Source organism: Methyloceanibacter sp., from assembly GCF_051306395.1.
In the GTDB taxonomy this organism is placed as follows: domain Bacteria; phylum Pseudomonadota; class Alphaproteobacteria; order Rhizobiales; family Methyloligellaceae; genus Methyloceanibacter.
In genome coordinates this window covers 1-26,431 of sequence record NZ_JBPPND010000202.1, presented here as the reverse complement: position 1 = coordinate 26,431, position 26,431 = coordinate 1, and the positions used below count along the sequence as shown (strand labels likewise).

Below are 26,431 nucleotides of genomic sequence, written 5' to 3'. Positions count from 1 at the left end.
TCCAGTTATTCCGAACAACACGCAGAGAGGGTGGACTCGATCACCGGCCCGCAAACGGCAGGTTCGCCTTGGCAGCAATCCTCCACCAGGAAGGAGAGCAGGGCCCGGGTGCCCTCAAGGTCCACGGCGTAGATCACGGAGCGACCGGCTTTCCGGGCCTGCACGAGCTTGGCCCGGCACAGGATGGCAAGGTGGGATGACATTGTGTTGTGGGGCACGCCGAGCGCCCGAGCGATATCGCCGGCGGCCATCCCCTTGCTCCCGGTGCGGATGAGCAGGCGAAAGACTTTGAGCCGGCTTTCCTGGGCCACCGCGCTCAAGGCGGATACGGCGTGTGATATGTCCATAATTCTGGAAATATAGACGAGAATGAGCGGGCGTCAATTCCTCCCGCTTGGCAATGGCCAAGGCCAACGCTAAGAAGGCGTTAGGGGAAGCGCCCAAACCCGCGCGCCACGCCATTCAGAGAGCGAATGGCGCGCAGAAGACGAGGATTAAATTCTGTGAAAACTTGGTCAGCCTTGCTGCTCCTCGCAGCGTCCGTTTCTTTTGTGCCGCTCGCCACCGCTGCCGACGACGCCGTCGTGGCGCGTGTCGATGGGGTGGATATCAAGCAGTCCGATCTCGACTTCGCCGCCTCCGAGGTGGGTCCTCGGCTGGGCAATTACCGGCCCGAGGACCGCAAGCGCGTGCTGCTGCAATTCGTCATCGAGAACGAGTTGATGGCCGCGGCCGGCAAGAAGGAGAATCTGGACGAGGCCGACGACTTCGACGCCCGGATCAAGTATCACCAGCGGCGTGCTCTGCGCGATGCTTACTTCGACGCGAGCATCTCCGGCGCGGTGGACGAGGGGGACGCCAAGAAAATCTACGAAGACAAGATCGCCAAGACAAAGCCGGAGCAGGAAGTGCATGCTCGGCATATCCTCGTCAGCTCCGAGGAAGAAGCAAAGAAGGTGAAGGAACGCCTGGAGAAGGGCGAGGACTTCGCCGCTGTCGCCAAGGAAACGTCGAAGGACACGAACGCCGAAGGCGGCGATCTCGGCTTCTTCTCCCGCGGCCAGATGCTGAAGCCGTTCGAGGAGGCGGCCTTCGCGCTCGACGTCGGCAAGATTTCCGATCCGGTGCAGACGCAGTTCGGCTGGCACATCATCAAGGTCGAGGAAAAGCGCGATCAGAAGCTGCCGAGCTTCGATGAGGTCAAGGAAGCCATCAAGACCCAGCTCGTGGCCCAGAAGGCGCAGGCCGTGGTCACGGATTTGCGAAACGGGGCCGAGATCGAGATCGTCGACCCGGACATCAAGCGGTCCATGGACGACGCCGCCATGCGTGGCGAAGCGCCGCCCCTGCCGGATGAGAAGTTCGACGAGGACCATTAAGCCTCCAGCGATTAGCCTTGGCTAAGATCTCGCCTTTCGCGCCACACAGCCTGCCCGCGTTACCGGCGATCGAGGGGGTGCGCTTGGCCGCGTGCGCGGCCGGTATCCGCTATCCTGGACGCACGGATCTCCTGCTCGCCTTATTCGAACCCACGACGACGGTCGCCGGCGTGTTCACCCGGTCCAAGACCGCTTCCGCGGCGGTCGAATGGTGCCGGGAGCATCTGGCCCACGGCATGGCGCGCGCGCTCGTGGTCAATTCCGGCAACGCCAATGCCTTCACAGGCATGCGCGGGCGTGAGGCGGTGAGAGCGACCGCGCAGGCCGCGTCGCGCGTGGCAGATTGTCTCGAGGCGGATGTCTATATTTCGTCCACCGGGGTAATCGGCGAACCGCTCGATCCCGCCAAGTTCGTCGGCCGGCTTGCCGAGCTTGCCGATCAGGCCGAGCCTGACGCCTATGAGATGGCGGCGCGGGCGATCATGACCACCGACACGTTCCCCAAGCTCGCTACGCGATCCTGCGAGATCGCCGGGGTAACGGTGACGCTCAACGGCATCGCCAAGGGCGCGGGCATGATCGCGCCGGACATGGCGACCATGCTGGCTTATCTCTTTACGGACGCGGCGATCGAACCTGCCGCCCTCCACGAAGTCATGGCGCCGCTCGTCGAGGACAGCTTCAACGCCATCACCATCGACAGCGACACCTCGACCAGCGACACGGTGCTGCTGTTCGCGACCGGCGCGGCGGCGAAGCGCGGTGCTCCGCGGATCGCGCGAGGCGACGATCCGCGTCTCGAAGGGTTCCGTACCGCGCTGTTCGATCTGATGCGCGATCTCGCCCATCAGATCGTCAAGGACGGCGAGGGCCTCACCAAGTTCGTCAAGGTGACGGTTATGGGCGCGGAGTCCAAACAGGCCGCCCGCGTCATTGCCAAGTCCATCTGCAACTCTCCTCTGGTGAAGACGGCGCTTGCCGGCGAGGACCCGAATTGGGGCCGCATCGTCATGGCGGTCGGCAAAGCGGGCGAGCGGGCCGACCGCGACAGGCTGGCGATCTGGTTCGGCGATATCGAGGTGGCCAAGGACGGCGAGAGGGCGCCCGCATATGAAGAGGCGCAGGGCGCGGCCTATATGAAGCGCCCCGAGATCGATATCGCCGTCGACGTGGGCGTGGGCGACGGGCGGGACACGATGTGGACCTGCGATCTCACCAAGGAGTATATCGCCATCAACGCTGACTACCGGTCCTAAGCGGCGCATGGGGCAGGAAGGCGGAAAACGCGTCGTGCTCGTCGCGGCCTGCGTGTTGATCGATGCGCAAGACCGCGTGCTCATCAGCCAACGGCCGGAAGGGAAGCCGCTTGCGGGCCTGTGGGAGTTCCCGGGCGGCAAGGTGGAAAGGCACGAGACGCCCGAGGACGCGCTGATCCGGGAGCTGAAAGAAGAGCTCGGGATCGCGGTATCCGAACCGGGACTCCTTCCCTTAACGTTTGCCAGTCATGCTTACCCCGCCTTTCATCTGCTCATGCCGGTTTATGCGTGCCGGCGCTGGCAGGGAAAGGTGACTGCGCATGAGGGGCAGGCGCTCGCCTGGGTCGGCGCCGAGGCGCTGACCGCCTACGCCATGCCTCCGGCGGACGAACCGTTGAAACAGACGCTGCCAGGTCTTTTGAGATTGCTAGGGGAAAGCCATGCGGGCGACTGAAAACAACCAGCCAGGCTTCAAGGCCCGGGTCGGGACTGCGCTGTGCGCCTTTGCGTCGGATTGCTCCGGCGCCACGATCGTCGAGTATGCTGTCTTACTGGTTGCTCTCTGCGCTGCCGTCCTGGCCGGGGTCGCTGTGTTGGGAGGTGGCTTAGAGACCGCTTTCGGGCAAATCGCCGGGTTGCTTGGCTAGCCCCACTTCTATCCTTCTTCGTCTTTCGATGCTTTTCGGAACGGTGCCTTGTCGCCGGCCGAATGCTCCTGCGTGTGAAGGGCGTCGGCGAGCCGCGCTTGGGCGCTGCCAGGCTTCAAGGGCTGCTGCTGACTGGCATGAGGCGCCCATCCGCTCATGAACACGAATTGAAACGTCGCGGTGACCTTGCCGTCGGGCGTGCCGTGCCGTTCGCGATAAATGTCTTCGGCGCGCGCTAGCGTGCGGCGGGGCAGGGGTGTCTTGCTACGGACCGTCAACACATTGCCGCCGCCGAGCGCGCGCACCTCGCGCATCAGCTCGCGCGGCGAGGGGTAGACGACGGTCAGTTCCTCCGCGTCCGCTACCGGCAGGGCGAAGCCAGCGCGCTGAAGCAGCGCCCCATAGGCGCGCACGTCGCCGAACGGCGACACGCGCGGGGAGGCGCCCCCCTCCATTTCGCCTTCGGCCTCGATCAGGCATTCGCGTAGCTCGATCAGCGCCCGGGCGCCGAGGGCCGCGGCCATGAACAGACCGTCCGGCGCCAGTGCGCGTCTGATTTGAATGAGGCTGCCGGGAAGATCGTTGACGCGGTGTAGCGCCAGACCGGAGACGACGAGGTTCAAGCTTGCGTCTTTGAAGGGGAGCAGGTCCTCGTCGCAGACAAGCGCCGGCCGGGGGCACAGCGCGGCGTAGTCGTAAACGCTCTCGGCATAGATCATCTCGCCCACAGACGGCAGCGCACCGACGGTGCGGCCCAAGAGGCCGTGAAAGGCGCCGAGATCGAGGGCGCGCGGGAAGTCTCGCAGCATGATCTCGACGCGCTCGGCGATCTCGCGGGCCACATGCGCAATCAGAAACTCGCGCTCTGCGACCTCGTGAGCAAAGCGGGCCCGGCGCTGGCGCAACAGGCGACGGTCGAAGAGGGCCTGGTCGCCGCTCATGAGGCCTCCCGCGCGGCGCATCCACGCGGTATCATGGGCGCCATGTCGATGAGCGAGATACAGTCTCCGCGCAGGCTCGCGTGGCGCTCGGCGCTCGGTGCGGCCGCCGATCTGTTGCTGCCGCCGGTGTGCATCGGCTGCCGGGCGCGCGTCCAGTCCCATGGGCTTCTGTGTGGCGACTGTTTCGCCGGGATCGAGTTCATCGCGCCTCCTCTTTGCGCCCGGCTCGGCGTGCCGCTGCCTTACGACGTGGGCGCGCCGTCCTTGTCGGCGGCGGCGATCGCCGCGCCCCCAGTCTACGACCGGGCGCGGGCCGTGGCGCGCTATTCGCAGACCATGCGCGATCTGATCCAGAGCTTCAAATACCGCGACCGGCAGGAGGGGCTCGCCCTGTTCGGGCGGTGGATGGCGCGCGCGGGCGCCGAGCTTCTGGCCGACGCCGATCTGATCGTGCCGGTGCCGCTCTACCGCTCGCGCCTGTGGTGGCGACGCTTCAACCAGTCCGCCCTTCTGGCCCAAGACGTGGCACGGCTGGCGAGCGTGCCTGCCGATTGCTTCGTGCTGAAGCGCGTCCGGCGTACGGTAAGTCAGGTGGGGCTCTCGGCCGAGCAGCGCAAACGCAACGTGGCCGGCGCCTTCAAGGTGGACCCGGCGCGCAAGTCCGAGCTCAAAGGCAAAAGGATCGTCGTGGTCGACGACGTCATCACCACGGGCGCCACGGCGGAAGCCTGCGCGCGGGTGCTCAGCCGCGCCGGTGCGGCCCGGGTCGATGTCTTGGCGCTGGCGCGCGCCGTGGAGCCGGCAGCCTTCGTGCTTTAGGCGCGGCTCTGCGGAGCCTTGCGCCGCTGTCGGTAAAGTCCCAGTTAGCTTCTATGATCGTACTTTACACGACAAAGTTCTGCGGCTTCTGTGCCGCGGCGAAGCGCCTTCTGGCCAAGAAGGGCCTCGTCTTCGAGGAGATTGATGTGGGCTTCGATTCTGCCAAGCGGGTGGAGATGACGCAGCGGGCCGGCGGCATGCGCACCGTGCCGCAAATATTCATCCATGACCGGCATGTCGGCGGTTACAACGAGCTCGCCGCGCTCGATCGCGATAATCAACTCGAGGCTTGGCTCACCAACGACCCTGCTGCGTTGCCCGCCGACACCTTTCGGAATCTCTCAGAGCAATGAGCGCATCTTCCGGCAAGCCGTTTCGTGCGGCCCTGGTCCAGCTCCGGGCAGGCCGCGCCATCCATCCCAATCTCGATCAGGCCGAGGCGTTGATCCGCCAGGCGGCGCGCGGCGGCGCGCAGTATGTGCAGACGCCGGAGAATACCGCGCTCATGGAGCTCGAACCCGAGCTCGTGTTGAAGCAAGTCCAGCCGGAAGACGAGAGCGTGCCGCTCGCGCGCTTGCGGGCGCTCGCGGGCGAGCTCGGCATTTGGCTCCATGCGGGCTCGATTGGCATCAAGATCGACGCCGCACGGGTCGCCAATCGCTCTTATCTGCTCGATCCCCACGGGGAGATCGCCGCGCGTTACGACAAGCTGCATATGTTCGATGTGGATTTGGCGAACGGCGAATCCTATCGCGAGTCCCAATATTATGGGCCTGGCGCAAAGACGGTGCTGGCCGATCTGCCTTGGGGCCGGCTCGGCATGACGATTTGCTATGATCTGCGCTTCCCGGCGCTCTACCGCGCGCTTGCCACGGCGGGCGCCAACCTGATCGCCATCCCGGCTGCCTTCACCAAGCAGACGGGGCAGGCGCATTGGCATGTGCTGGTGCGGGCGCGCGCCATCGAGACCGGCGCCTTCGTATTCGCCGCCACGCAAGGGGGCTTGCATGAGAACGGCCGGGAGACATTCGGACACTCTATGATCGTGTCGCCGTGGGGAGAGATCTTGGCCGAGGCCGGCGAGGACCCCGGCGTCGTCTTCGCCGACATCGATCTTGCACTCTCCGGGGAGGCCCGGGCGCGGATCCCCGCGCTCAAACATGGGCGCCCCTTCGAGATCGAGATCGCGGGCGCCGCGCAAGGCGCTGCGCGGAAGGAGGCATCGTGATCCGGTTCGCGCTCACCTGCGAAGAGGGACACGTCTTCGATGCCTGGTTCTCGTCGGGAGACTCCTATGACGAGCAGACCGAGGCCGGCGTGATCGTCTGCCCGACCTGCGGCAGTGCGGAGGTGGGCAAGGCCCCCATGGCGCCGGCGGTGCTCCGGGGGCGGGGCCAGGCGACCGCGCCGGAAAACGAATCACTTGCCATGGCGGCTGGGAAACAGACCTACGCCTTCTTGAAGGGCCTGCGGGAGCATCTGGAGGCCAACGCCGACGATGTCGGAAAAAATTTCCCGGAAGAGGCCCGCAAGATCCACTACGGCGAAAAAGAAGAGCGCAATATTTACGGCGAGGCCAGCTCCGAAGAGGCTAAGGCCTTGCACGAAGAGGGAATTCCCGCTCTGCCCTTGCCCAAGCTGCCCGAGGAACACAATTAATCTAAAAGCGTTGCCACAGTCCGGTTGCCTTTCGCCGGTAACGTCTTGTTTGGGGGCCTCGGGTACAAAAAAGACGCAACTTCTCGCGAGGCACCCTGGTAAAGCCTTGTTGGCCCTGTATTCTGAGGCTGCCGGGCGGTGGTTTGCGCGTAAACCAGGGAACGAACGATGCGCCTCTCTCTCATGCGACCCCGAAATCTGACCTTTCTCGCGGCTGCCGCTCTCGTGGCGGTCCTGCTTGCGAATCCCGCAAGCGCCGAGCCCTCCACCGACGCGACGACGCCGGACCTCGATCTCAGCGAGCCTTCGGCGCTCGCCGGTCCCCAGGAGGACGCGCTCTCGTCACAGCCAGAGCCCGTGTATCCGGACGGCGAACCTGACATCGAGACGGTCGCGAGCGACGACGCGGATGAGGATGCCGCGCCGTCTGCCCCCATCGTCGTGGCGAATATCGACAAGGGTACGCAGCAGATGACCGTCTTCGTCGACGGCGTCGAAACGTATACTTGGCCGGTGTCGACCGGCATTGGCGGCTATTCGACACCGTCGGGCGATTTCACCGCCAGCTCGATGAACAAGATTTGGTACTCGAGGCAGTGGGACAACGCGCCCATGCCGCATGCCGTGTTCTTCACCAAGAAGGGGCACGCCATCCATGGCACCAACGAGGTCAAGAAGCTCGGCAAGCCGGCCTCGCATGGCTGCGTGCGGCTGTCGCCCAAGAACGCCGAGACATTCTTCAATCTTGTCAAAGAGACGGGCCTCGAAAACACCCAGGTTGTGCTTGCAGGCGTGACACCGGGCGGCGAGTACAAGGTCACGCAGCCCCGGCCTCGCGACCGTGATAATCGGGGGCGCGACCCCTACGGCTATTACGACCGCTACGGCTACTACGAAGAGCAGCCGCCGGTTCAGCGCCAGCGCCGCCGCCTGTTCCAGCCCTATTATCAGGCGCCGCCCCCGCAATATCAGCAGCAGCCGCGCCGCAAGCGCTGGTTCTTCCGCAACTAGCGGGGGCTAGCCGGCCTTCGTCGCCGTGGCGAAATAGTTCACGTCGGTGTCTCGCGAGAGGCTCCAGCGGTCGCCGAGCGGGTCGTAGACCATGCCCGTCGTGTCGGTGAGGCTGAGGCCTGCGCCGCTCAAGGCGGCCTTCAATTCGTCGGGCCTGACGAAACGCTCCCATTGATGGGTGCCCACAGGGACCCAGCGCAATACGTATTCGGCGCCGACGATGGCCAGCGCATAGGCTTTGAAGGTGCGGTTCAGGGTGGAGAGGATCATGAGGCCGCCGGGCGCGATCAGAGGCGCGATCCGTTCCAAGAAGGCGGGGACGTCCGGGACATGCTCGACCACTTCCAGCAGCAGCACCGCATCGAATTGGCGGCCCGCTTCCGCCAAGGTCTCCGCGGTCGTGGCCTCGTAAGCGATTTTCAGCCCCGCGCCGTCCGCGTGGGTCTTCGCCGCTTCGATGGTCTCTTCAGCCGGGTCGATGCCGGTGACCTCGGCACCGAGACGGGCCAGAGGCTCGGCGACAAGCCCGCCGCCGCAGCCGATATCGAGCACGCTCAGACCTTCGAGGCTCGGCGGCGCCTTGGGATCGCGCCCGAAATGCGCGCAGAGCCGGTCGCGGAGATAGGTAAGGCGGGTCGGGGTGATCTGGTGGAGCGGCCGGAACGGGCCCTTCTCGTCCCACCACTCACCGGCGAGTTTGGCGAAGCGGGCGATCTCGTCGCGATCAAGCGTGGCGGAGCTGGCGGGGGTCGCGGTCATCGGGGCATTGGCCGTCCGCCTCCGCGCCCTGTCAAGGCGCGTTCCCCCCTCTCTTCTTCTGGGGGAGGGACGCATGTTGCGGCGGTGAGCCCTTATCAGTAGAAAGAGCCGAATTTGCCGGCCGGTCCAGAAAGAGGACCGGCCCTCTTATTGTGAGCAGCCATGTCCTTGCTGGTGTTGAAATTCGGCGGCACGTCGGTGGCCGACCTCGAGCGCATCCGCAACGTCGCCGCGCATGTGAAGCGCGAGGCGGACGCCGGGCATGCCTGCGCGGTGGTGGTCTCGGCCATGGCCGGGCAGACCAATCAGCTCGTCTCCTGGGTCGAGGAAGCCTGGGGCTACAAGGCGCGCAGCCAGAACGGCGCGGAGGCCTCCGCCCTCTACGACACGCGCGAATACGATGCGGTGGTCTCCTCCGGCGAGCAGGTCACCTCCGGCCTCCTGGCTCTGGTGCTCCAGGCCATGGGCGTCAACGCCCGTTCCTGGCAGGGCTGGCAGATTCCGGTCCGGACCGACGCGGCGCACCGGGCGGCGCGCATCACCGGCATCGACGTGATCGAGATCAAGGACCGCATGCTTGCCGGCGAGGTGGCGGTGGTCGCCGGCTTTCAGGGCATCGCGCCTGGAAACCGGATCGCTACCCTCGGCCGGGGCGGCTCGGACACGAGCGCGGTGGCTTTAGCGGCGGCCCTCCAGGCCGACCGCTGCGATATCTATACGGACGTGGACGGGGTCTATACCACCGACCCCCGCGTGGTGCCGAAGGCGCACCGGCTGGACCGCATCTCCTACGAGGAGATGCTAGAAATGGCCTCGCAAGGGGCCAAGGTACTGCAAACCCGCTCCGTGGAGCTCGCCATGCAAAGGGGCGTGCGCGTGCTGGTGCGCTCCAGCTTCGAGGCGCCGGACCTCCCCGGTAACGGCAATGCCGAGACGGGCGAGGGGATCGGGACACTTGTTTGCCATGAGGATGAGATCGTGGAGCAGAACGTCGTCAGTGGAATTGCTTATGCGCGGGACGAGGCCAAGGTGACCCTGCTCAAGGTGGCCGACAAGCCGGGCGTCGCGGCGCAGGTCTTCAGCCCCTTGGCCGATGCTCATATTAATGTCGACATGATCGTGCAGAACGTCTCCGAGGATGGGCGCTCGACCGATCTCACCTTCACAGTGCAAAGCGCCGATCTCGACCGGGCGCTCGAAGTCTTAACAAAGGCGAAGGACGCCATCGGTTATCTCGACCTGCGCGGCTCGACCGATATCGCCAAGGTTTCCGCCATCGGCGTCGGGATGCGAAGCCATGCGGGCGTCGCCGCGCAAATGTTCAGCGCGCTTGCCGAAAAGGGCATCAATATCGAGGCGATCTCGACCTCCGAGATCAAAATCAGCGTGCTGATCGATGCGGCCTATGCCGAACTTGCGGTGCGAACCTTGCATTCCCTATTTGGGCTGGACGGCCGCTAGGGGCCAAAAAGGGGCTAAGCTGGGCTTCGATCTCTAGAAGGCTCGGTCGGCCGCGGAAGCGGAGGCCGGGAACTTATTGCTATGCCTGCGTCAGTTGGTGCTCCAAGACAGATGCTCCGCCGCCTTCGGGAGGTGATGGCGGAGCATGAGAGCGCGCAGGCGCGCCTCGACAAGGTGGTGATGCTGATCGCCTCCAATATCGTGGCCGAGGTGTGCTCGCTCTATCTGCGGCGCCGCGACGGTTCGCTCGAACTGGTCGCCACCGAGGGCCTGAACCCGGGCGCGGTCCACAACACGCATCTGAAGCCCGGCGAAGGTCTGGTCGGCCTCGTCGCGGAGCAGGCGGAGCCGAAGCAGTTCGCCGACGCCCAGCACCATCCGGCCTTCTCCTACCGGCCGGAGACGGGTGAGGAGGCCTATCACTCCTTCGTCGGCGTGCCGATCCTGCGGGGGGGTCACACGATCGGCGTGCTGACCGTGCAGAACCGCACCATGCGCCAATATGGCGACGAGGAGGTGGAGGCGCTTCAGACCACGGCGATGGTGATCGCCGAGACGCTGGCTTCGGGCGGCATCGTGTCCGACGAGGTCACCGCCGAGACGCGGCGCGATTCAAATGCACGCTTCACCGGTCAGCCGATCTCCGAAAGCGTCGCGCTGGGCCATGTCGTGTTGCATGAGCCGCGTATTGTGGTGACGCGGCTGATCGCCGAGGACGCCGAGCTAGAACTGCGGCGGCTGCAACAGGCCATCGAGGATCTGACCGGGCAGATCGACGACATGATGGAGCGCGGCGATCTCGCACGCGCCGGCGAGCACCACGAGGTGCTCGAAGCTTTCCGGATGTTCGCGCACGACCACGGCTGGCGGCGCCGTCTCCACGAGGCGCTGGCAACTGGCCTCACGGCGGAGGCCGCGGTGCAACGCGTGCGCAACGACACGCGCGCGCGCATGCTGCGCATGCCCGACCAGCGGTTCCGCGACCGCCTGCACGACATCGACGATCTGTCGAACCGGCTGCTGCGTTTTCTGTCCGGAGGCACGGAGACCGCGGCCACCGGCAGCCTGCCCGAGGACGCCATCGTCATCGCGCGCACCATGGGGCCGGCGGAGCTGCTGGATTACGACCGGCAGCGCTTGCGCGGCCTCGTGCTCGAGGAAGGCGGCGTCAACAGCCACGTCGCCATCGTGGCACGCGCGCTCGGCATCGCCGCCATCACCCAGTGCAAGGGCGTGCTGGAAGCGGTGGAGCAAGGCGACGCGGCGATCGTCGATGCGCAAGGGGGCGAACTGCATCTTAGGCCCACCCAAGAGGTCATCTCGGCCTATGCGGACAAGGTGCGTTTCCAGGCGCGGAAGCAGGCGCAGTACGCGGCCTTGCGCAACGTGCCTGCCATGACGCTGGACGATCAGCGGGTCGGGCTCCACATCAATGCCGGCCTTCTATTCGACTTGCCGCATCTCGATCAGTCTGGCGCCGACGGCATCGGACTGTTCCGCACCGAGCTTCAGTTCATGATCTCCTCGACTTTCCCGCGCCTCGATCAGCAGACGCGGCTTTACAAGTCGATCCTCGATTCTGCGGGGGGCAGGCCCGTGGTGTTCCGCTCGCTCGACGTCGGCGGCGACAAGGTCATTCCCTATTTCCGCGCGGGCGCGGAGGAGAATCCGGCGCTCGGCTGGCGCGCGATCCGCATGGCGCTCGACCGGCCCGCCCTGTTCCGCACGCAGATCCGGGCGCTGCTGCGCGCCGCCCAGGGGCGCGAGCTACGCGTCATGCTGCCAATGATCTCCGACGTGTCCGAGTTCGAGACCGCGCGCGCATTGATTGACCGGGAACTCACCATCCTCAAGAAGCATGGACGCACGGAGCCGTCCAAGCTGATGGTCGGGGCCATGATCGAGGTGCCGGCGCTGCTATGGCAGCTCGACAACCTGCTTCCCTTGACGGACTTCGTCTCGGTCGGCTCGAACGATCTGGTGCAGTTCCTGTTCGCCGCGGATCGGGGCAATGACCGCGTGTCGGGTCGGTTCGACGCCCTGAGCCCCGCGGCGCTGCGTGCGCTGCGGCAAATCGTGCTCGCGGCGGACCGGCACGGCACGCCGCTGACTTTGTGCGGCGAAATGGCGGGCAGGCCCCTTGAGGCCATGGCGCTGGTCGGGCTTGGGTTCCGCTCCATTTCCATGGCGCCCGCCTCGGTCGGGCCGGTCAAGGCCATGGTTTTGTCGCTGGATGCGGAAAATCTGCGCAGTCGGCTCGATACGCTGCTCGAAGAGCGGAAAACCTCTCTTCGCGAAGATTTGAAGCGCTTTGCCGCCGAAACCGGCGTTCAGATTTAGGGCCCGCGGGCGAGAAGGTCTGCACCCCATGCGCCGATATGGTAATCTCGCCAAGACTTGCAAACTCATCGTCATTGGGCTTGTGTTAGCAGGGGATTTCGGGAGATGGGATCGGCCGAGCGTGGGGCGCTGGGCCGCTGCGAGGACCAAAGGACCCGCTGCCGGATACCGGCTGGCGATGTCTGCATATTCACAGGATTAGGAAATGCCTGCCGGCTATGATGCGGAAGTGGCCGAGCTCTTTCGGGACCTCAGGGTTGCCAGCAACCTCACCGAAACGGACCTCGCCCAGCGGATTGCGACACCGATCGAGGTGGTCCAAGCGTTAGAGCAGGGCGCGATCTACGCGCTGCCGCCGTGGCCAGAGACCTGCCGCGTGGTCAACGCCTATGGCACGCTGCTCAATCTCGACACGCGCCCGCTGCTCCGGCGCATCTACGCGCAGCTTGAAGCGGGCATCGTGGAGCTAAGGCCCAAAACCATGCCGGATGTTCCCGTCATGGCGCCGCAATCCGGCGCCGGCGCGTATGGCGGCAATGCGGGGCAGGTTCCCCAACCGCCGGCCATGCCGCAGCCGCCGGTTTGGCCGAACGGTGAAGGCACGCCCCAACAGAACGCCCCGCAGCCGCGGGCGCCGCAACCTCAGGCGCCGCAGCCTCAGGCGCCACGTCCGCAAGCGCCTCAGCCGCAAGCCCCCCAGCCCCAAGCCCCGCAGCCGCAAGCTTGGCCGGGAGGCGCATCCCAGTTTCCGCAAAACCCGCCCGGCGCTGCTCCGCCTCAGGCGCCGCAAGCGCCCGCGTGGCCCAATGGGCCGCAAGCCCCTCAAGCCCAGCCGCAACCCTATCCGCCCGAGCCGCAAGCTTATCAGCCGCCTCCTCAAGGTTATGCGCCCCAACCTGGTGGCTACGCGTCCGGGCCGGCGGAAGCTCCGGCCCACGAAGACGCGATGTTCCTGGGCGAGCCGGAGCCCGAGACCGAGCCGAAACAGAAGAAGCCGGCGCTTCTCAAATGGGGCATCGGCGCGCTTGTTGCGGCCGTGGTTCTGGTTGGCCTATGGATGGCGCTTGGCGACTCCTCGTCCGATTCTGGGTCGTCCTCCGGTTTCAACACTTCGGATCCGGTTCTCGATCCGGACGATCCGCGCAGCCGCAAGGCTGACCGGCTTCCCAACAATTTCTAGGCTTTCCCGCCTCATCACATGACGACCATTCCCGCCGAGAAGCTCGACAAGCTCGTCGCCCGTTGGCAGGCCGTGCAAGCCGAGCTCGCCTCCCGCGCCGACCAGGAAAGCTATGTGCAGCTCTCCCGGGAGTTCGCCGAGCTCGACCCCATCGTGGCGACGATCAACGCATTGCGCGAGGCGCAGCGTGAGCGTGACGGGTTGCAAGAGATCATCGACGATATCGGTTCCGACCAGGCGATGAAGGATCTCGCTTGGGAAGAGATCGGCGAGCTCGATGAAAAAATCGAGACGTTTGAGCGTCAATTGAAGGTGCAGCTTCTGCCCAAGGACGACGCCGACGAGAAGAGCGCCATCCTCGAATTGCGCGCCGGCACGGGCGGGGACGAGGCGGCGCTGTTTGCCGGCGATCTGTTCCGCATGTATCAGCGCTTCGCCGACCGGCATGGCTGGAAGGTCAATGTCATGTCGGCGAGCGAGTCCGCCACCGGCGGGTATAAGGAAATTATCGCCAATATATCGGGCAAGGGCGTGTTCGCGCGCATGAAATACGAGTCGGGCGTGCATCGCGTGCAGCGCGTGCCGGAGACGGAGGCACAAGGGCGCATCCACACCTCGGCGGCGACGGTGGCGGTGCTCCCCGAAGCCGAAGAGGTGGACGTGCAGATCGATGAGAAGGATCTGCGCGTCGACGTGTTCCGGGCGAGCGGTCCTGGCGGGCAGTCGGTGAACACGACCGATAGCGCGGTGCGCATCACCCATCTGCCGTCGGGTCTTGTCGTGATCCAGCAGGACGAGAAGTCCCAGCACAAGAACCGGGCCAAGGCCATGAAGGTGCTGCGCTCGCGCCTTTACGACCTGGAGCGGGCCAAGCTCGATGAGGAGCGGGCCCAAGACCGGCGCAGCCAGATCGGCTCGGGCGACCGCTCGCAGCGCATCCGCACCTACAACTTCCCGCAAGGCCGGGTGACGGACCACCGGATCGGGCTGACCACTCACCAATTGCACATGGTGCTGGCGGGCGAGCCGGCGCTTGACGAGGTCATCGACGCGCTGATCACCGAGGACCAGGCCAACCAGCTTGCCGCCATGGAAGAGCACGGGTCATGATCGAGACCCTCGATATCGCTCAGAGCCTCGATGCGGCCCATGTCGCGGCGGCGCGGGCGTTGCGGGATGGGGGCATCGACACGCCTGCGCTCGATGCGCGGGTGCTCCTCTGCCATTCCACCGGGCTGTCTCACGAGACTCTGATCGCCCATGGGCGCGATCCACTCTTGCCCGAGGCGGCGGCGCGGCTGACCGGATATGTGACGCGGCGGCTCGCGGGCGAGCCGGTGTCGCGCATCAAGGGCTGTCGCGAGTTCTACGGGCGGGATTTCCGCATCGATCCCCACACGCTCGACCCGCGCCCGGACACGGAGACGCTGGTTGGCGCCGCGCTCCGGATCGTCGCGGAAAATGGCCTAGAGGACCGGCCGCTTAGGCTGCTCGACCTCGGCACGGGCTCGGGCTGCATTCTCCTTACTCTGCTCGCCGAGCTGCCCAACGCCGAAGGAACCGGCACCGATCTGAGCTCCGGGGCCTTGCGGCTTGCGGCGGAGAACGCCCGGCGCCTGCGGGTCGATGGGCGGGCCCGGTTCGCCGCGGCGGACTGGTTCGAAGGACTTTCCGGCCAATTCGACCTCATCCTCGCCAATCCGCCCTATATCGCGGCCGGGGAGATCGCGGCACTTTCCCCGGAGGTCGCCGGCCACGACCCCAGGCGGGCGCTCGATGGCGGGGCGGACGGGCTTGACGCCTATCGGCGTATTGCCGCCAAAGCAGTTGATTTCCTCGTCCCGGGAGGGCATCTCCTGGTCGAGATCGGTCCGACCCAAGCCCAAGCTGTATCTAGGCTTTTTCGGGCTGACGGGCTCGCCGTCGAGGGGGACGGCGTTCTGTTCGACCTGGCCGGGCGCCCCCGCGGCCTCCATGCCGAGAGGTCCGAGAGGGTGCGCGGAACGTCGCAGGCCTCTAAAAATAAGCTTGGAAAACCGGGATGTTCGGGGTAGCTTCAGGACAGCGAATTGAGGATATTCGGCCTGCGTAGAGCGGATTCTTGGCGCGGCCGGTTGCATGGCAACAAGAGCGGATATCTCGTGAACCTCGATTGACAGGCGGGCGCGCCTCTCGGGACGTTCAAGAGTCGCTCAATCGCCCATCAGGTTTTGGTTGGCTGGCGCAAGTTCTGGATGCATGACGCTCAGCGCCGAGGGGCCGACCCAAGACAAGGCAGCAAATAATAAGAACCGTTGCGACGACTGCGTGGCCGATCCGGCTTTTCGGGCGCAATGCGCGCCGAATGTGAGCGCAAGTCAGATTTGGGAGCAGGGAGCGAAGTACGCGGCTTTCAGGCCGCCAATCAGGTGAACAAGGCATATGAGGCAAGGACAGCAGAATCGCAGGGGTCGTGGCCGCAGCCGTAAGCCCCAAAATCCGTTAGCACGGAGCTACGAGTCGAACGGGCCCGACGTGAAGATCCGCGGGACCGCATCGCACGTCGCCGAGAAGTACATGTCGCTCGCCCGCGACGCGCTCGCCTCCGGCGACATCGTGACGGCGGAAAGCTATCTCCAGCACGCCGAGCACTATAATCGCATCATCATGGCGGCCCAGACGCCAGCCACCTCTCAGCCCGGCGCCCCGCAGGGCGACGCGCCGAACGGCGGCGGACGGCCGCAGAGCCGCTGGCATTCGGATTCCGACGAAGAAGACTCCGAATCCGAAGAGTCGGAAGCGGCCACTGAGCAGAGCAGCGGTGGACAGAGCGGCGGCGGCCAAGGCGGCGGCAGCCAGGACCGCGAGCGCCATGAGGGAAACCGGGAGCATCACGGCGGCGGACGTGGCCGCGGTCGTGGCCGTCAGGGCGGCAACGGCGCCGACAATGTGCGCGATGCCAATGGCGCCGAGCCGGCCGAGGCCAAGGCGACGGACGAAAGCGAGAATGCTCCCGACACGGTGAGCTAGGCCTTTCTCCCTCTTCAGACGTGCTTCTAACCCTTCGCCAACGGTGATGGGCCGCCATGCGCTGGTCCTTTCGCCGGCGCGCGGTGTTTGCGATCCCTCAAGGCTCAGCCCCCTTTTTGTGCGGTAAACGGCTCGCTATATGTCCGTTAACGCGCCCCTGGTAAGAGGCTCGATCAACGGCTCCCGCCACCTGAAACGACACTTCCGGGCCACCCTCACGCCTGGCCGATCCACGAGGGAAGATCATGGATTTCGAGAAGCTTTCCGACCGTCTCAAGGGATTCTTGCAAGCCGCGCAGACCATTGCCGTGCGCGACGGCAACCCGCAGATCACCCCTGAACATTTCCTCAAGGCCCTGCTCGACGACCCGGAAGGGCTCGCGGCGGGGCTGATCGGCCGCGCCGGCGGCGATGCGAAAATCGCGCTGACACGGACCGACGCGGCGCTCGCCAAGCTGCCGAAAGTCTCAGGTTCCGGCGCCCAACAGCCGCAGATGACCCCGGGGCTCGCGCGCGTACTCGACCAGGCCGAGCAGATCTCCACCAAGGCGGGCGACAGCTTCATCACCGTGGAGCGGGCGCTCCAGGCGCTGGCCATGACCAAGGAGGGCGGCAGCGCCGGAATTCTGAAGGATGCGGGCGTCACCCCGCAGAGCCTGAACGAGGCGATCAACGATCTGCGCAAGGGCCGCACCGCCGATAGCGCCGGCGCCGAGCAGCAATACGACGCGCTGAAGCGCTACACCCGCGACTTCACCGAGGCGGCCGCAAAAGGCGAGCTCGATCCCGTGATCGGCCGCGACGAGGAGATCCGCCGCACGATCCAGGTGCTCTCGCGCCGCACCAAGAACAATCCCGTGCTGATCGGCGAGCCGGGCGTCGGCAAGACCGCCATCGTCGAGGGCCTGGCGCACCGCATCGTCAAGGGCGACGTGCCGGAGAGCCTGAAGGACAAGAAGGTGCTGTCGCTCGACATGGGCTCGCTCATCGCCGGCGCCAAATATCGCGGCGAGTTCGAGGAGCGGCTGAAAGCCGTGCTCAGCGAGATCGAAGCCTCGAACGGCCAGGTCATCCTCTTCATCGACGAGATGCATACGCTGGTCGGCGCCGGCAAGGCCGACGGCGCCATGGACGCCTCCAATCTGCTGAAGCCCGCGCTCGCCCGCGGCCAGCTTCACTGCGTCGGCGCCACCACGCTCGATGAGTACCGCAAGCATGTGGAAAAGGACGCGGCGCTCGCCAGGCGCTTCCAGCCGGTGTTCGTGCCGGAGCCCAGCGTCGAGGACACCATCTCCATTCTGCGCGGGCTGAAAGAGAAATACGAGCTGCATCACGGCGTGCGGATTTCCGACGCGGCGCTGGTCGCCGCGGCGACGCTCTCGAACCGCTACATCTCGGACCGCTTTCTCCCCGACAAGGCCATCGACCTGGTGGACGAGGCGGCCTCGCGACTTCGCATGCAGGTGGACTCCAAGCCCGAAGAGCTGGACGAGCTCGACCGGCGGATCATGCAGCTCAAGATCGAGCGCGAGGCCCTGAAGAAGGAGACGGATAGCGCCTCCAAGGACCGCCTCGAAAAGCTCGAGAAGGAGCTCGCCAATTTGGAGGAGAGCGCCAACGCCCTCGCCGGCCGCTGGCAGGAAGAGAAGGCGAAGCTCGGCGCCGCGCAGAAGATCAAGGAAGACCTCGACCACGCCCGCATCGAGCTCGAGCAGGCGCAGCGCAAGGGCGACCTGACCAAGGCGGGCGAGCTCGCCTATGGGGTGATCCCCGACCTGGAGGCGAAGCTTCAGGCGATCGAGGAGGAAGAGGGCAAGGCCGGCAGCCTCGCCCAAGAAGTCGTCGAGCCCGACATGATCGCGCAGGTGGTTTCGCGCTGGACCGGCATCCCCGTGGACAAGATGCTCGAAGGCGAGCGCGAAAAGCTCTTGGCCATGGAGACGGAGATCGCCCGCCGCGTGGTCGGCCAGGAGGAGGCGGTCAGGGCCGTGTCGACGGCCGTGCGCCGCTCACGCGCAGGGCTCCAAGACCCCAACCGGCCCATGGGCTCGTTCATGTTTCTGGGCCCGACCGGCGTCGGCAAGACGGAGCTGTCGCGCGCGCTCGCCGAGTTCCTGTTCGACGACGAGCACGCCATCCTGCGCGTCGACATGTCCGAATATATGGAGAAGCACGCGGTGGCCCGGCTCATCGGCGCGCCGCCCGGCTATGTCGGCTACGAGGAGGGGGGCGCGCTGACCGAAGCCGTGCGTCGGCGCCCGTACCAAGTGATTTTGTTCGACGAGATCGAGAAGGCGCATCCGGACGTGTTCAACGTGCTGCTGCAAGTGCTCGACGACGGCCGCCTGACCGACGGCCAGGGCCGCACGGTCGACTTCCGCAACACGCTCATCATCATGACCTCCAATCTCGGCTCCGAATATCTCGTCAATCAGAAGGAGGGCGAGGATTCAGACGCCGTGGAAAGCCAGGTCATGGAGGTGGTGCGCCGGCATTTTCGGCCCGAGTTCCTGAACCGCGTCGACGAGATCATCCTGTTCCACCGCTTGCGCCGCGAGCACATGGCGAACATCGTCGACATCCAGATGAAGCGGCTCGCCAAGCTCCTGACCGACCGCAAGATCATCCTCGACTTGGACGAAGACGCCAAGACCTGGCTCGGCAACAAGGGCTACGACCCGGCTTACGGTGCGCGTCCCTTGAAGCGCGTGATCCAGAAATTCGTGCAAGACCCGCTGGCCGAGCAGATCCTCGAAGGCAAGCTCCACGACGGCGAGACCGTGAAGGTCTCCGTCCGCGACGGCAACCTCACCTTCAACGGCGAAGCTTCCGGCAGGGCGCAGGCGGCTTAGGGGGCCCCAGAGTCCTCATTGTCACGCCCGCGAAAGCGGGCCTCCAGTATCTCCTGGCTTCATAATTGCTGATCGCCCGGTCAAGCCGGTCAAATATCGCCGACATTCTGAGGGCGGGCTTAACGTTCCGCAAAGCATCGCGAACGGATTAACGCCTCTGGGCGAGGGGCGTTGAGAACTTCCTGACATCTCCCTGTTACGTCTTCGGCATGTAAAACGCGATTGGCTCCTGGGGTGGCGGGCCGTCTGCGCATGATGTGGGGACATGGATAATGGGGAGCAATCCTCGCGACTTCGGCAATCTCGCCGAGATTCTCGATCTTGAACCGAGCGATGCGCTCGAATACGAGGCGCAATCACGAGATTCGGATTTTGCCGGAACCCTGACGGGCGCCGGTGCGCTTCAGGCGCGGCTGGCCGAGCAGGTGCGCGCTTGGGATGAGAACCCCGAGACGGCGCTGCCGCCTCGGCCCTCTGAAACGGTGCCTGGTGACGGCGTGGAGCCCGGCGAGAGCGCCGCTCCCGCCAAGTCGCGCAAAGCCGTCTGGTGGCGCGTGGTCAAGACCTTGGTGGCGTTCGCCGCCGTCATCGCCCTCGGCTGGACGCCGCTGCAGCGCTTCCTGCAGACGACGAGTGCCGAGGCCACGGTCAATGCGCGCCTTGTCACGCTGCGCGCGCCGATCGACGGGACGGTCACGATCCCCGCTCGGGTCCAGGACGCCGGCACGACGATCGACGCGGGCATGCCGCTGTTGAACATCGACAATCCGCGCGCGGACCGCGCGCAGCTGGACACGCTTCGCCGCCAGATCTCCGGGCTCGAGTCCGAGCGTCAGGCGCTGACGCGCCGCAAAGCTCAGCTCCAGGGGCTGCAAGGGCAGCTCCGTGAGCAGCGCGACGCCTTCCAGAAGGGCCGCGTCGAGCAGCTCGACGCGCGTGTCGCCGAACTCACGGCGGAGATCGCGGGCGCGACCGCCAAGCAGGAAGAGACCGAGAGCGCGTTTACGCGCGCCACGCGCCTCAAGGAGAACGGCTGGCAGACGGATGCGGCTCTCGACAAGGCCGAGCGCGATCACAAGGTCGCCGTGAACATGGCGGAATCGCTGCGGCAGAAGCTGATCGGCACCAGGGTCGAGCTCGATGCCGCGCGGCGGGGCCTGTTCGTTGGGGACAGCTACAACGACATTCCGCGCACCGCCCAGCGGCTCGACGAGGTCAAGCAGCAGGTCATCGACCTTGACGGCGAGATTGACGAGAAGACGCTTCGCATCGCGCAGCTCCAATCGGAGCTGACCAAGGAAGAACAGCGCTTCACCTTGCGCTCGGCGGCGAATCTGACGGCGCCGGTTCCCGGCCGCATCTGGGAAGTGCTGACCTCGGATGGCGAGCAGGTCTCTCAGGGCCAGGAACTGATCCGCGTCTTGGATTGCGGGGGCGTCCTCGTGAGCGCCGCGGTCAGCGAGGCGGTCTACAATTCACTCAAGATCGGCCAGCCGGCCACGTTCCATCTGCGTGGCGAGTCGGAGGAGCGGCAGGGCCGCGTCGCCGGTCTTCATGGCTTGGCCGCCGCTCCCGCCAACCTGGCGATCCAGCAGACGGCATTGGCGCGCGAGCCGTATCACGTGTCGGTGGAGGTGCCGAACCTCGCGACGGGTCCGGACTGCCATGTGGGGCGCACCGGCAAAGTGACATTCAACACCTCCGCGGGATCGACGTCGCTTGCTGTCGCGAAATGACCTACGCGTCCGGCGTCACCTATTGGGAGCAGTTCCTCCCCGGGTTGACCATCATCTTTCTGGCGATCGCGGTGCTGCCTTGGCTCAACCGCGACAATAGCTGGATCCGTACGGGCGTCATTGCCCTATGCCTGTTCGTCTCTTGGCGCTACCTGCTTTGGCGGATCGGCTTCACGCTTCCGCCGATCGGGTTCACGCTCGATTACGCGGCGGGGCTGATCTTCGTGGTGGTGGAGACGCTCGCCATGATCGGCGGGACGCTTTCTCTTCTATTTCTCACACGAACGATCAATCGCACGCCCGAGGTGGAGCGCAATCTCCCATGGGTGCGCAGCCTGCCGCGCGCTCCCTTGGTCGACGTGCTGATCTGCACCTATAACGAGGACAAGAGCATTCTGGAGCGCACGATTATCGGCGCTCTGGCCCTCGACTATCCCAATTTTCGTCTGTGGGTCTGCGACGACGGCCGCCGTGCGTGGCTGAAAGAGCTGTGCGAGCAGCATGATTGCGGCTACATCACGCGGCCCGACAACGCCCACGCCAAGGCCGGGAACATCAATAACGCGCTCGCTCATCTCGCCTCCCTGCCGGAGAAGCCGGACTTCATCTCGATCCTCGATGCCGACTTCGTGCCGAAATCGACCTTTCTGAAGCGCACCATGTCGTTGATGCGCGATGAGGGCGTGGGCATCGTGCAAACGCCTCAGCACTTCCTCAACCCCGACCCCATCCAGACCAATTTGGCGATGACGCGCGTCTGGCCGGACGAGCAGCGCTATTTCTTCGGCGTGGTGATGCCGGCCAAGGACGCTTGGGGCTGCGCCTTTTGTTGCGGCACGTCATCTCTCATCCGCTTTGTGCCGCTGATGAAGATCGGCGGATTCCCGACGGACTCCGTGACAGAGGATTATCTGCTGACTTTGCGCCTCAAGGAGACAGGGTTCCGCACGGTCTTCCTCGACGAGATTCTGTCGCTCGGGCTCGCGCCGGAAGGTCTCAAGGAGTACATCACCCAGCGCAGCCGCTGGGCGCTCGGCTTCATGCAGATTGTCCGTGGAGCGAGTGGGCCGTTCCGCATTGGCAATGGACTGTCCTTCATCGACCGGGTCGGCCTCATCGAGACCTTTCTACATTGGTCGATGACCTTCACCTTCCGCGCCCTCACGCTCATCGTTCCGGCGATCTATCTGCTGTTCGACATTCGGGCGGTCTACGTCAATGTGGGCGACGCGATCTCTTATTTCGCGCCGGCCTTCGCCGCACAGATCGCCATCGCCGCCTGGATTTCGCGCGGCCGGCTCATCCCGATCATGTCGGATCTCAGTCAGTTGCTATGCGCCGACGCCGTCATGAAGTCGTGCGCCATCGGCCTGTTCAAGAAGCAGGGCCACAAGTTCAAGGTGACCGCCAAGGGCCGCAGCCGCGCCGTGAAGTCGATACAGTGGCCGCTACTGCGCAGCTTCTTTCCTTATTTATTCTTGACGGTCGCGGGCATTCTGTGGGCATTCGTCCTCGACGATACGCGGCCGCTGGCCGATGCGAGCGGCATGGCGCTCCTGTGGAGCTGGTACAACATCGCGCTCCTGCTTCTGGCCTGCTTCGTCGCTGTGGAAGCCGCCGACCGCCGCGGCAACGAACGCTTCCATGTGAACCGTACGGGCCTACTCGCCACGCCCAGCGGGACGCAGTGGTTCCACATCGCCGACATTTCCGTATCCGGCATGCGCTTCAAAGGCGCGGCGCCAGCGGCATTAGGGACGCCCGTGCATGTGCGCTACGACAATCTCGACGTGGCGGCGACTGTCGCGCGCATCGGTGAGGACGATTTCGCGGTGCATTTCGCCGAAAGCCCCGCGAACCGCAAGGCCTTGATCCAGCACGTCTATACCGGTCCCTACCACGCCGAAGTCCACGATGTCCGGCCTTCCAAGGTCGCCACCGCGCTCCTCGCCCGCGTGTTCAGGTAGACCTTTCGGCTCTTCCGAAGCGACTTGAGCACGTCATCCTGAGGTGCGCGCCTAAGGCGCGCCTCGAAGGGTGGCGAAAGCCGGGATCCAGAGTCAAAAGCTCGGCGCAAGCGGCTCTTGATTCCGGCTGCCGCCTTAACGTCGAGAAGATCGGATTGTCGGGGAGGGGGAGAGAATGAGAAGGAAGCTTAGTTCGTTTTGACTTGTTACTGGGTCACTTGTCACTGGGTCACTTGGGCGACGCGGCTGGTGACGGGATCGAGCTGCATGAGGGCTTCGATGCGGCGGCGCTCTTTCTGGAAGGCGGCGAGCTCGCGTCCTTCGAGCTTTAGGCCGCGCGGTACGGCGATGGTCATCGGGTTGACGAACTTGTTGTTGACTAGGACCTCGAAGTGACAATGCGGGCCGGTGGAGCGTCCGGTTGAGCCGACATAGCCGATGATCTGGCCTTGCTTCACATGGGCGCCGGGTTTGGAGCCGGAGGCGAAGCGCGTCATGTGGCCGTAGGCAGTGGCGAAGCCGTTGGCGTGGCGGATGCGGATATAGTTGCCGTAGCCGCCGTGGCGCTCGGCCATCTCGATCGTGCCGTCGCCAGCGGCGAGGATCGGGGTGCCTGACGGCGCGGCCCAGTCGACGCCGGTATGCATGCGGATGCGGCGGAGCAGCGGATGGCGGCGGGTGCCGAAGCCGCTCGTGAAGCGGCCGCCCTTCACGGGATTGCGCATCAGGAACTTCTTGGCGCTCGACCCGTGCTCGTCATAGTAATCGATCGCGTCGTCCGGGGTGCGGAAGCGGTAGAATTTGCGTACCTCGCCGCCCACTGTCATCGCGGTGTAGAGCAACTCGCCCGCTTCGTCCCCGTTCGAGCCATCGGCGTCGAAGAACACTTCGAACGTGTCGCCGGAGCGCGCCTTCTGCTTGAAGTCCACGTCGTAGGAATGGACGCGCAGCAGCTGGAGGATCGTGTCGGACGGAAGCTTCTGGTCGAGGGCTGCCTGGTAGAAGCTCTGATAAAGGCTGGCGCGGTTCGAGGCCGTGATCACCACGTCGCCGTCCGGGGTCTTGGTGGAGGCGAGATAGTCGCCGTCGCGGTTGCGCGAGGCGGTGACGATGTGGTTGCCGTCTTTATCGAAGATGCTGACGCGGACCGGCTCCATCTGGCCGGAGTCGGAGGGCGCCGGCACGAGGCGGAAGTCGAGTTTCTGTTTGGGGCGCAGATCTTCGGGGCCGAACACGGCATCGAGGCTGTCGACGATGGCGGTGGCCAGAGATTTGTCGGTGCCGGCTTCGAGGAACACGCCCATCAGATTGTCGCCATTGCCGACCTCGATGATCTTGGGCTCGGCGTTGGCGACTTCTTCTTGGTTGAGGTCGTCTTCGTCGTCGAGCGTCTTCTGCATCACGGTGGTGTTGGGCAAGAAGCGCGGGCGCTCTACCTCGCCGGGACGGTAGGAGGCGAACTGGAGCCTGGCCTCGCCGCCGCTCTCGCCGAGGGCTACCGGCTGGTCCGCATAGGCGAAGTTCTCCGCCGCGCGCGCTACCAGGCGGTCTACCCGGTCGGGCTCGAGCTCGATGTTGTCAACGGCCGGCAGAACGCCCCCTGGCACGTCGACGACATCGACGATGAGCGATTGGCTGGGGTCGGCCGCATCCTCGCCGCCGCCGATGGGCGTCGTGTCGGAATAGAGCTTGAAGGGATTGAAGGCGGGGAGCTGGTCGGCGTTTTCGGGAATGTCGGTGGCAAGGCCGGCGACGATGCGCAGATACGGCTTGATGGTGATGAACTCGCGGGTGCCTTGGCGCTCAACCACCGTATCGTGGATTACGTGGCGGCTGGCGAAGCCCGCGGAGGTCGTCTCGATGCGGTCTTCTTTCTGGCCGGAAGCGCTCTGGGCATCTTGGGCGAGGCGGGCGCCTCTGATCGGCTGAAGGGCGGCGAGGCTCGCGCGCTTGATGGAATTCACCATGCCCGAGCCGTCGGACATATTCATGGAGGCATAGATGGCGACGCCGATGAGGCAGACGCCGACCATGCCGGCGAGACAGGTGCTCGCCATCCATTTGAGGCGTGTGCCGGCGCCGTCATGGCCCGATTCGCAGAAAAAGACCGGCGGCAGCTCGCGCTCGGTCTTCGGTGTCTCGCCAAGAAGAATGGTGGGGAGTCCACGGGGCGCGGCCGGCACGAGTGCCTGGCCAAGCTTACGGCGCGCAAATCCCCCACGGCGCTTAAACAATGCGCTTTCCTCCCGTCTACCGGCTGCCGCCTGTGCGCTCGTTTTGAGCGCGATTCCAAGTTCCCTCAGGCGGACAACACCGAAGCGGTTAGCTGTCCTTGCAGCGAGCTAGACTTGCGCCGATGGGATTTTCCCGGACCCCCCAGGCTTCCCTGTCTCTTAAGGCCCACGGTCGCCCGGGGCCTTGTAAGTGAGCTGGAAGCTTATTAGGTCTTGGTTCGTCCCCCTCGGCGGGTCATCTTACCCATACTCCCTAAGTATGGTTACCACGCCGTTAACGACGCGAGAGTGACGACGTATTCGGGCAGGAATGTGGCTTCGCAGCCACGGACCAACCGAAAAACAAATCCCCGCTCACAAACCGTTATGGGCCCTTGACATGGCCCGGCCAAATCCCTAAATACAAGTTTCGCGCGGGTCGTTTCCCAGCTTCCTGCGGGACTATACGCGACTGCGCGATCCATCGGACAGAAGCGGGGATGCCCGGGTTTTTCTTCCCGGCTGACACCGGCTGTCGTTGACTCCCAAGGGCGGTTTTGCTTCCATTGGGGGTTCGGGAGTGTGGCTTCGGCCGCTCTGCCACCGGCTCTTTGACATTGTAATATGAAGAAAGGGAAACGCGGACGGCGGAGTCCTTGCGTGCCGGTCCTCGAAAGAGGGTCGGCGTCGAGACTCTGACGGTCTTGCGTTTTTCAAGAAGCCAATAGGCGTGTTGCGCGTCGTCCTTCGGGATGGCGTGGTTTCATGCTTGTTGGGAACTCGTCAAAACGCAGCGACCCCCTGGATAATTCCATCCAGGGATTAGTCAGAAAATCGAATTCTCAACTTGAGAGTTTGATCCTGGCTCAGAACGAACGCTGGCGGCAGGCCTAACACATGCAAGTCGAACGAGAAGCCACCTTCGGGTGGTGGACAGTGGCAGACGGGTGAGTAACGCGTGGGAACGTGCCTTTCGGTTCGGGATAACCCAGGGAAACTTGGGCTAATACCGGATACGCCCTTCGGGGGAAAGATTCATTGCCGAAAGATCGGCCCGCGTCGGATTAGCTTGTTGGTGGGGTAAAAGCCTACCAAGGCGACGATCCGTAGCTGGTCTGAGAGGATGACCAGCCACACTGGGACTGAGACACGGCCCAGACTCCTACGGGAGGCAGCAGTGGGGAATATTGGACAATGGGCGA

Annotated in this window: 22 protein-coding genes and 1 rRNA gene; 19 read left to right on the top strand and 4 right to left on the bottom strand. The window is 64.9% G+C overall.

From position 1 onward, the window contains the following. Positions 1–5 precede the first annotated feature (5 nt). Positions 6–347, bottom strand: coding sequence for an ArsR/SmtB family transcription factor (locus ACSLE4_RS10525; protein ID WP_435904410.1), 342 nt, complete (start codon positions 345–347; stop codon positions 6–8). Positions 348–503: 156 nt separating this feature from the next. Between ACSLE4_RS10525 and ACSLE4_RS10520 the strand changes: the two genes are divergently transcribed. From ACSLE4_RS10520 to ACSLE4_RS10505, 4 genes are read left to right on the top strand one after another with little or no spacing between them, the layout of a single operon-like run. Next, the gene (locus tag ACSLE4_RS10520; protein WP_435904409.1) at positions 504–1,379 is read left to right on the top strand and encodes a peptidylprolyl isomerase; all 876 of its coding nucleotides are present in this window, start codon (positions 504–506) and stop codon (positions 1,377–1,379) included. 17 nt (positions 1,380–1,396) lie between these two features. Further along, on the top strand, positions 1,397–2,635 hold the full coding sequence (argJ, locus tag ACSLE4_RS10515) for a bifunctional glutamate N-acetyltransferase/amino-acid acetyltransferase ArgJ (protein WP_435904408.1): 1,239 nt from the start codon (positions 1,397–1,399) through the stop codon (positions 2,633–2,635). Between the two features lie 7 nt (positions 2,636–2,642). After that, positions 2,643–3,089 (top strand): 8-oxo-dGTP diphosphatase MutT, encoded by a 447-nt coding sequence (gene mutT / locus ACSLE4_RS10510; protein ID WP_435904407.1) that lies wholly within the window; start codon positions 2,643–2,645, stop codon positions 3,087–3,089. Next, positions 3,076–3,282, top strand: coding sequence for a Flp family type IVb pilin (locus tag ACSLE4_RS10505; RefSeq protein WP_435904406.1), 207 nt, complete (start codon positions 3,076–3,078; stop codon positions 3,280–3,282). Before mutT ends, ACSLE4_RS10505 begins: the two co-directional genes overlap by 14 nt. 8 nt (positions 3,283–3,290) lie before the next feature. Here ACSLE4_RS10505 and ACSLE4_RS10500 read toward each other — a convergent pair whose 3' ends face one another. Then, positions 3,291–4,091, bottom strand: a complete 801-nt coding sequence (locus ACSLE4_RS10500) for a class I SAM-dependent methyltransferase (protein WP_435904405.1) — start codon at positions 4,089–4,091, stop codon at positions 3,291–3,293. Here ACSLE4_RS10500 and ACSLE4_RS10495 point away from each other — a divergent pair. The 5 genes from ACSLE4_RS10495 to ACSLE4_RS10475 all read left to right on the top strand — a co-directional run bounded on the left by ACSLE4_RS10495 (position 4,047) and on the right by ACSLE4_RS10475 (position 7,712). Further along, the gene (locus ACSLE4_RS10495) at positions 4,047–5,042 is read left to right on the top strand and encodes a double zinc ribbon domain-containing protein (protein ID WP_435904404.1); all 996 of its coding nucleotides are present in this window, start codon (positions 4,047–4,049) and stop codon (positions 5,040–5,042) included. The genes ACSLE4_RS10500 and ACSLE4_RS10495 overlap by 45 nt on opposite strands. Positions 5,043–5,095: 53 nt before the next feature. After that, positions 5,096–5,395 (top strand): glutaredoxin 3, encoded by a 300-nt coding sequence (gene grxC, locus ACSLE4_RS10490; RefSeq protein ID WP_435904403.1) that lies wholly within the window; start codon positions 5,096–5,098, stop codon positions 5,393–5,395. Continuing rightward, entirely contained in the window at positions 5,392–6,270 is an 879-nt protein-coding gene (locus ACSLE4_RS10485; RefSeq protein WP_435904402.1) for a carbon-nitrogen hydrolase family protein, read from the top strand. Before grxC ends, ACSLE4_RS10485 begins: the two co-directional genes overlap by 4 nt. Next, entirely contained in the window at positions 6,267–6,701 is a 435-nt protein-coding gene (locus ACSLE4_RS10480; protein WP_435904401.1) for a DUF1178 family protein, read from the top strand. The genes ACSLE4_RS10485 and ACSLE4_RS10480 overlap by 4 nt, the downstream gene beginning before the upstream one ends. 183 nt (positions 6,702–6,884) lie before the next feature. Next, a complete protein-coding gene (locus tag ACSLE4_RS10475; RefSeq protein WP_435904400.1) occupies positions 6,885–7,712 on the top strand; it encodes a L,D-transpeptidase in 828 nt (275 codons plus the stop codon). A 6-nt stretch (positions 7,713–7,718) separates the two neighbouring features. On the opposite strand, the gene ubiG is transcribed toward ACSLE4_RS10475, so the two are convergent. Then, entirely contained in the window at positions 7,719–8,471 is a 753-nt protein-coding gene (ubiG, locus tag ACSLE4_RS10470) for a bifunctional 2-polyprenyl-6-hydroxyphenol methylase/3-demethylubiquinol 3-O-methyltransferase UbiG (RefSeq protein ID WP_435904399.1), read from the bottom strand. Between the two features lie 162 nt (positions 8,472–8,633). On the opposite strand from ubiG, the gene ACSLE4_RS10465 reads away from it, so the two are divergent. The 9 genes from ACSLE4_RS10465 to ACSLE4_RS10425 all read left to right on the top strand — a co-directional run bounded on the left by ACSLE4_RS10465 (position 8,634) and on the right by ACSLE4_RS10425 (position 23,016). Continuing rightward, complete coding sequence (locus ACSLE4_RS10465) at positions 8,634–9,932, top strand: aspartate kinase (protein WP_435904398.1); 1,299 nt, start codon at positions 8,634–8,636, stop codon at positions 9,930–9,932. Positions 9,933–10,013: 81 nt separating this feature from the next. Continuing rightward, positions 10,014–12,272, top strand: coding sequence for a phosphoenolpyruvate--protein phosphotransferase (gene ptsP / locus ACSLE4_RS10460; protein WP_435904397.1), 2,259 nt, complete (start codon positions 10,014–10,016; stop codon positions 12,270–12,272). 205 nt (positions 12,273–12,477) lie between these two features. After that, positions 12,478–13,452 carry a helix-turn-helix domain-containing protein gene (locus ACSLE4_RS10455; protein WP_435904396.1) on the top strand — a complete coding sequence of 325 codons (975 nt, stop codon included), beginning with the start codon at positions 12,478–12,480 and terminating at the stop codon, positions 13,450–13,452. Between the two features lie 18 nt (positions 13,453–13,470). Continuing rightward, positions 13,471–14,562: a peptide chain release factor 1 gene (gene prfA / locus ACSLE4_RS10450; RefSeq protein WP_435904395.1), complete on the top strand. Its 1,092-nt coding sequence runs from the start codon at positions 13,471–13,473 to the stop codon at positions 14,560–14,562. Next, the gene (gene prmC, locus ACSLE4_RS10445) at positions 14,559–15,506 is read left to right on the top strand and encodes a peptide chain release factor N(5)-glutamine methyltransferase (protein WP_435904394.1); all 948 of its coding nucleotides are present in this window, start codon (positions 14,559–14,561) and stop codon (positions 15,504–15,506) included. Before prfA ends, prmC begins: the two co-directional genes overlap by 4 nt. A gap of 367 nt (positions 15,507–15,873) precedes the next feature. Further along, complete coding sequence (locus tag ACSLE4_RS10440; RefSeq protein ID WP_435904393.1) at positions 15,874–16,461, top strand: DUF4167 domain-containing protein; 588 nt, start codon at positions 15,874–15,876, stop codon at positions 16,459–16,461. 245 nt (positions 16,462–16,706) lie between these two features. Continuing rightward, positions 16,707–19,313 carry an ATP-dependent chaperone ClpB gene (gene clpB / locus ACSLE4_RS10435; protein WP_435904392.1) on the top strand — a complete coding sequence of 869 codons (2,607 nt, stop codon included), beginning with the start codon at positions 16,707–16,709 and terminating at the stop codon, positions 19,311–19,313. A 272-nt stretch (positions 19,314–19,585) separates the two neighbouring features. Continuing rightward, a complete protein-coding gene (locus ACSLE4_RS10430) occupies positions 19,586–21,049 on the top strand; it encodes an HlyD family secretion protein (RefSeq protein ID WP_435904391.1) in 1,464 nt (487 codons plus the stop codon). Next, the gene (locus tag ACSLE4_RS10425; protein ID WP_435904390.1) at positions 21,046–23,016 is read left to right on the top strand and encodes a glycosyltransferase; all 1,971 of its coding nucleotides are present in this window, start codon (positions 21,046–21,048) and stop codon (positions 23,014–23,016) included. Before ACSLE4_RS10430 ends, ACSLE4_RS10425 begins: the two co-directional genes overlap by 4 nt. A gap of 221 nt (positions 23,017–23,237) precedes the next feature. On the opposite strand, the gene ACSLE4_RS10420 is transcribed toward ACSLE4_RS10425, so the two are convergent. Continuing rightward, complete coding sequence (locus tag ACSLE4_RS10420; RefSeq protein WP_435904389.1) at positions 23,238–25,250, bottom strand: peptidoglycan DD-metalloendopeptidase family protein; 2,013 nt, start codon at positions 25,248–25,250, stop codon at positions 23,238–23,240. An 822-nt stretch (positions 25,251–26,072) separates the two neighbouring features. On the opposite strand from ACSLE4_RS10420, the gene ACSLE4_RS10415 reads away from it, so the two are divergent. Beyond that, positions 26,073–26,431: ribosomal RNA gene (locus ACSLE4_RS10415) — 16S ribosomal RNA — on the top strand; the annotation flags it as partial.